This is a genomic window from Robinsoniella sp., from assembly GCF_034124845.1.
In genome coordinates this window covers 12,750-19,682 of sequence record NZ_JAWYAJ010000105.1, presented here as the reverse complement: position 1 = coordinate 19,682, position 6,933 = coordinate 12,750, and the positions used below count along the sequence as shown (strand labels likewise).

Below are 6,933 nucleotides of genomic sequence, written 5' to 3'. Positions count from 1 at the left end.
TTGTCTTTATTAAGATCGTAGTTAATCTCAATAAGCTGTTGTCTTTAACAAGATAGTACAATTTAATCCCATTAACTTGTATGGAAAAAAGTCAGGGAATTATGTAAAAAACTCAAATGGGTGTATTTTTGAAGGAGGCAGTATAAAAATTATAGCCCATTATTTAGATTGTTTTATGTAAAAATATTAGAAATATATGTAAATTTCTTTAAAAGATTTAATAAATTATCAAAATCATAAGAATTTTACATAAAGAGCAGAGTTATAAACATTTTAAAAACTCCCATTTTTAGTAAAATAGTTGGTATCAGATCGATAAGAAACAATTCTCAGAAATGAGGGAAAGGAGCAGGAAGTGAAAGAGAGAAAAAAGAAGCCGGCACAGACAGTATATGTGCCGAAAGTCAGCATTTTCAAGACGCTGGGCAGACAGAGGACATTAATTCTGCTGTGTCTGCCTGCCTTGATACTAACGATAGTATTCAAGTATGGATCCATGTATGGAATCCTGATTGCGTTTAAAAATTATAAAACGTCAAAGGGGGTATGGGGCAGCGACTGGCTGGATCCTTTTTATAAAAACTTTATAGCGTTTTTTAAAAATCCTTCTTCCGGTCAGATAATCTGGAATACGATTCGCATCGGAGTGGTAACCATGTTATTTTCATTTCCGGCTCCTATCATATTTGCAATTATGCTAAACGAAGTAAAAGGCAAAATGTTTAAAAAGACGGTTCAGACGGTTTCCTATATACCACACTTTATCTCAATCGTAGTTGTAGTGGGAATGCTGAACAGCTTTGGATCCATCGATGGAATCTTCAATACAATCAGAGGATGGTTTGGACTGGCAGCAGTCAATATGAATGAGGGCACAAAATATTTTATGCCGATGTACGTAGGTTCCCAGATCTGGCAGACCTTTGGCTGGAGTTCCATTATATATCTATCCGCATTGTCTAATATAGACACAACCTTATATGACGTGGCAAATATAGATGGTGCCAACAGATGGCAGAAAATAAAAAATATTGCATGGCCTACCATCCTGCCTACAACGACAATTATGTTAATTATGAATGTGGGCACCGTGCTCAATTCGGACTACCAGAAAATACTGTTAATGCAAAATGATACCAACCGCAGCGCAATCGATGTCATATCATCCTTTGTTTACCGGGAAGGTATCGTAGGAGCCCGTTTTGAATACACAACGGCAGTCAACCTGATGCTTTCGGTAGTGGCATTCGGGCTGGTAATCATTACAAATAAAATCACCCAGAAAGTAAATGCCGAAAATAGCTTATGGTAGAGCGCGTTTGAAATAGCATTTTCAAACACGCGCCGGAAAGGAGAAGTAAGTTGAATCAGAAAAATAAAAACAAAATTCACATTGGAAACAGATCAGCAGACATGATCCTGATTGTCATTATGTGTCTGCTGATGGTAACAATCCTGTATCCGTTTATCAATATTATTTCCATATCCATGAGCAGCCCAAGCGCCATTACAACCGGAAAGGTAAGCTGGCTGCCGGTGGGATTTAACCTGAAAGGATATGAAATGGTTTTTGGAGATCCGAAGATCTGGAGTGCTTATGGAAATACCATCCTGTATGCAACTCTGGGGACAGCATTAAATCTTGTCTTTACAGCAATGATTTCTTATTCTCTCATGGTAAAGGAGTTTGTGTTGCGTAAACCCATGACCGTATTTTTAACCATTACGATGTTCTTTAATGGAGGAATGGTTCCAAGTTACATATTGATCCAGAATCTAGGTTTGATGGACAGTATCTGGGCTGTCATCCTTCCGGGATGTGTCTCTGCCTATAACATTTTTATTTACCGCTCCTTTTTTAAAGGAATATCACCGGAGATTCGGGAAGCGGCATTTGTAGACGGTGCAGGAGAAGCCAGAATTCTGTTTAGCATTTATATGCCGCTGTCAAAAGCGTTGTTCGCAACATTTGGTCTGTTTTCTCTGGTGACTTACTGGAATATGTGGTTTGAACCGCTGCTCTATCTGAAGACGGATACAAAGCAGCCCATTCAGATGATATTGCGCCAGATCTTATTTACCTCGGGCGCAGCCGGCATGAATGGTGCCCAGGAATTAATGAACCAGCAACTGGTAAACCCTAAAAATATACAATATGCATGTATTATTGCGACAATTGCACCAATTATGATTGTCTATCCGTTCCTCCAGAAGTATTTTGAACAGGGAATGATGGTAGGCGCAGTTAAGGGCTAAACGTGGATGAAAAGCACGTTCCAATATAGAAGGGAGATTCATAAAATGAAGAAAAAAATGGTAACAGCAGTGTTGGCGGCAGCGCTTTCTGCAGCAGTATTGGCAGGATGTGGACAAAAATCTCAAAGTACGGAGACAAAAGCAAAAGGAGAAACTACGGCAGATGCACAAGACGAAAATGATGCATCGGGAGAATCTTCAAAGGGAACATCCGGGGATGCATCTGGAACAGAATTACCGGAATTGCCGGATAATACCCTGTCCATTACGGCATCTATTCCCACTTTTGGTACAGATCCGGGGAATACGGAAGTTCAAAAAGAGTGGCAGAAGAGAATGGAAGAGTATCTGGGATGTAAACTGGACATTAAGTGGACCTATACACCTTGGCTTGACTACCGGGAAAATGAAAAAGTAATCCTGGCAAGCGGTGAAATGCCGGATGTGTTTACCTATTCCTGGGGAGATACCATTAATGAATATGGACAGGACGGCCAGGTACTGGATATTGCCAAATACAAACAGTATATGCCGTATTACTCTAAATTTGTGGAAGAGACAAGAGGGGGAGAAAATTTTGCTTACAATGCAGACGGAACCTCTTACTACTTTAAGGACGGCTTTGTAAATAATAATGATATCATTGGTGCACAGTCATTTACAGCATTTGCATACCGATTTGACTTATTGGAAAAGAACAATCTGACCCCGGCGACAAATTTAGATGAATTCAGTGAGCTGTGTAAAAAGTTAAAAGAGCTTTATCCGGATTCCTATCCTATTTCAAACAGTGACAAAAACTATGCTTTCTACCGGGGGTTTGCAGGTATCTACCACACATCGGATACCCTGTACTGGAATGGGACAGAATGGGCGTTTGGTCCCATTGACGAGAATTTCAAAGACATGCTTTCCTATCTGAAGACCCTCTATGATGCAGGCTATATAGATCCTGAATTTGCCACGGATGATGCCGATGCCTGCAACAAAAAGGCGGCTACAGGTAAAGTGCTGATCTACCCCACCGTATGGTCCGGCATGGCGGCACACTGGAACCGCAACAAAGAAGATCAGGATATTAATTTTGGACTTGCCTATCTGCCGGAAAATGAAAAGTATGGAACGCCTTGGAAATGGGGATCTAAGGAAGAAGGATTATCCCTTGCAAACACGGGATTTGGAGTTGGTATTTCCGGAGATGTGGAATATCCCGAATGGGTTGTAAAAATGATTGATTACCAGTATTCACCGGAGATGATCGAACTGCAGAACTGGGGCATTGAAGGAAAGACTTATGTGGTAAATGAAGATGGAACGAAATCATTTACCGAAGAGATTACAAGTGCCGATAATCCTGTGCAGGAGCTGGCAAATTACGGTGTGACCTCTTCAGCGGCATGCAGAACCGGGGTGGTATTTACACCTCAGGAATTTGAACCACAGATCGAACAGCTGGAAGAAGAACCATGGTGGAGCAAAGAGGACGGTTTCCATATGGATAAATACTGGCTTGCAAGTTCCAAATACGGCGGGGAAGATTCCGTTGCGCCTTATGACCGGGCGCCGATCCTGAATCTGGATCCTGATGAAGCGACCGAAAAAGCTACACTGATGAATGCCTGCGAGACTGTGGCAAAAGAAAAAGCAGTAGAATTCATCACCGGGAAGATGGATCTGGAGAAAGACTGGGATGCTTATGTAGATTCTGTAAAGTATGCAGTAGACGATTTTGAAGGCACGCTGCAGATGCTGAATGAAAACTCGGTGAAGTAATTAAAGTGGGATAAATTTTACTATAGGATATTAATATTTTACTATTTAAAAAGGGTTATAGATACATTGTATAATGAATGGTGGATATAGCACCTGACACAGATATCAAGTGCTATATCTATCGTATCAACCAGCCAATCCTCAGCAGCCCCACAGCCTGCTAACATACAAAAAAGGAACAGGTGACTATATGGAAATAACGCAGCAAAAAGTGCAATACCAGACAAATCCAATTGGAATTGATACAGGGAAACCACATTTTGAGTGGAATATTTGTCTGGATGCAGAAGATGAAAAGAAGTGGTTTCAGACGGCATATCAGATCTTAGTATCGGATCATTTAGAAGATATAAAACAAGATGAGGGGAATATCTGGGACAGCGGGAAACAGAGCAGTAACCGGATGACTCAGATACTATATGCGGGAAAGGAGCTGCAGTCCTGCACCGGGTATTACTGGAAGGTTCGGGTATGGGATCATTCCGAAAAGGCTTCTGCGTACAGCCCTGTTTCTTACTTTGAGACTGGGTTTTTAAGCAGCGGGGAGTGGACAGGGAAGTGGATTGGGGAGCAGGAGGATTTTGTGAACCACATCTTCCGTAAAACCTTTCCACTAAAAGGGGGAATCAAAGAGGCACGGATTTACATATGCGGAATGGGACATTATGAATTGTTAATAAATGGGGAAAAAGCAGGAGACAGTGTGCTGGCGCCGGGATGGACAGATTACCGTAAATCCTGTCTCTATAATACATACGATGTAACCAAGCAGGTTCAGCAAGGGCGGAACTGTATTGGTTTATTTTTGGGTGACGGCATGTTTCATGTAAAGAAAAAGAGATATGTCTATTTTGAACGGAGTTATGGAAATATGAGATTTCTCCTGCAGCTTCAGGTTACTTATGAGGATGGGACCAGAGATGTGGTGGTTTCTGATGAAGAATTTCATATGGCACAGAGTCCGGTTACTTATTCCGGAATTTATGGCGGAGAGGATTATGATGCAAGATTGGAACAGGCGGGATTTTCACATCCCGATTTTCAGGAAAATAGTTCCTGGCTTCAGGCAATAGCTGTTGAAGCGCCCAAAGGCAAACTGCGCAGGGAAAGTACAGATCCGCTGAAAATCATGGAGCGTTTGAAACCGGTAAAAGTTTGGGAGGTTTCCAAGGGAACATACATGTATGATATGGGGAAGAACTTTTCCGGCTGGGTGAGCATGAAAGTCAGGGCAGGTAAAAGCTGTGCAGGAGCATGTATTACCCTTATGCCCGCTGAGATACTCTGTTCGGACGGAAGCCCCGACCAGCGTGTGACCGGAGAGGGTTATTGCTGGAAATATACCTGCAATGAAAAGGAAATACAGCATTACCGTCCAAAGTTTACCTATTATGGTTTCCGGTATGTACAGGTGAGCGGCGCTGTTCCGATGGAGTTTGCAGCAGATGGAAGACAGCCTGGCCAGCCCGTCATAGAAGCGATTACAGGAGAATTTATTTATTCCGATATTGAGAAATCAGGTAGTTTTGAATGTTCCAACGACCTTTTTAATAAAATCCATCAGATCATCGACCAGTCGGTTCGCAGCAACATGAAGTCCATATTGACGGACTGCCCCCATCGGGAAAAGCTGGGGTGGCTGGAACAGACCCATCTGATTGGACCAGCCATTATGTGCGGGTACGATGTAAGAAGCCTCTATGAAAAGATAGAGCAGGATATGGCGGAAGCCCAGCATGAAGATGGGCTTATACCGGATATCTGTCCGGAGTACGTTACCGGATTTGAAAAATGGCACTATGGGTATCTGGATTCTCCCGAGTGGGGGAGCGCCTGCATTGTAAATCCCTGGTACCTATATAAGCGTTATGCAGATATAACGGTATTAGACAGATATTATCAGGTAATGGTGGATTATCTGGAGCATTTAAACCGGATGACCCATCATCATATTCTCCATCACGGACTGGGCGACTGGCTGGATATTGGTCCCAACACGCCTCATTCTCAGAACACGCCGGTTCCCGTAGTTGCCACAGCGATCTATTACTACGATCTGTCTATTATGGAAGCGGTCTCGAAACTCCTTGGTAAAGAAAAGGAGGCAAAGTACTACCGTGAGCTGGGGAGAGCGGTTAAAAGAGAGTTCAACCTCCAGTTCTATGATAAAGCCACATGCAGATATGCCACAGGGAGCCAGGCGGCACAGGCAATGAGTCTGGCAGTGGGTCTGGCGGAGCCGGAAAATGAGCCGGGTATTCTGGCTTATCTGGTTCGGGATATCGAGAAAAGAAATTATGCAACAACGGCGGGCGATATCGGACATCCCTATGTCATGGCGGCTCTTACCGCATATGACAGATCGGATATCATAGAAAAAATGACAAATGTAACAGACGCGCCGGGGTATGGCTACCAGGTCAGATGCGGTGCCACAACATTGACAGAGGAATGGGACGGACCGGACCCGGACAGACCACATGGGTCCCAGAACCACCTGATGCTGGGCAGCGTGGAAGAGTGGTTTTACTGTGGACTCGCCGGTCTGCCCGGAGTGAGAAGCGATCCTATCTTGGAAGAGCTGGTGATCAGTCCCTATTTTTCTCCTGATCTGAATTACGTGAAGGCATCCATCCGCCACCCCTATGGAAAAGTTTCATCAGAGTGGATGCGGGAGCGGGGAAAAATACGGGCAGAAGTTCAGGTCCCGCCAAATACAAAAGGTATATTCAAACCTCATCCTGCATCGGATGGCATAGTTTTTTATGGAAAAGAGACATTTATAATAGAGGAAACGTAACGTTTCAGAGATCTGAGCATTTACTGTGCTGACTGTAAAAATATTAGGCAGCAGGCATTAAAAACCAATTATAACAGGGAGGAAAAAATCATGGCTTACCCACA

4 protein-coding genes are annotated in these 6,933 nt (G+C 43.2%); all 4 read left to right on the top strand.

The features are described 5' to 3' along the window. Positions 1-355: 355 nt before the first annotated feature. Positions 356-1,312, top strand: a complete 957-nt coding sequence (locus ACH2DQ_RS05265) for an ABC transporter permease (protein WP_394915511.1) — start codon at positions 356-358, stop codon at positions 1,310-1,312. 50 nt (positions 1,313-1,362) lie between these two features. Further along, the gene (locus ACH2DQ_RS05260) at positions 1,363-2,256 is read left to right on the top strand and encodes a carbohydrate ABC transporter permease (RefSeq protein WP_394915512.1); all 894 of its coding nucleotides are present in this window, start codon (positions 1,363-1,365) and stop codon (positions 2,254-2,256) included. Between the two features lie 45 nt (positions 2,257-2,301). Beyond that, positions 2,302-4,029 carry a hypothetical protein gene (locus ACH2DQ_RS05255; RefSeq protein ID WP_394915513.1) on the top strand — a complete coding sequence of 576 codons (1,728 nt, stop codon included), beginning with the start codon at positions 2,302-2,304 and terminating at the stop codon, positions 4,027-4,029. A gap of 190 nt (positions 4,030-4,219) precedes the next feature. After that, entirely contained in the window at positions 4,220-6,829 is a 2,610-nt protein-coding gene (locus ACH2DQ_RS05250; RefSeq protein ID WP_394915514.1) for a family 78 glycoside hydrolase catalytic domain, read from the top strand. The last annotated feature ends 104 nt before the right edge of the window (positions 6,830-6,933 follow it).

What these genes read in the sequence shown, in the direction of transcription:
- ACH2DQ_RS05255 (WP_394915513.1), top strand. Translation starts at nt 2,302, where the DNA reads ATGAAGAAAAAAATGGTAACAGCAGTGTTGGCGGCAGCGCTTTCTGCA.
- ACH2DQ_RS05250 (WP_394915514.1), top strand. Translation starts at nt 4,220, where the DNA reads ATGGAAATAACGCAGCAAAAAGTGCAATACCAGACAAATCCAATTGGA.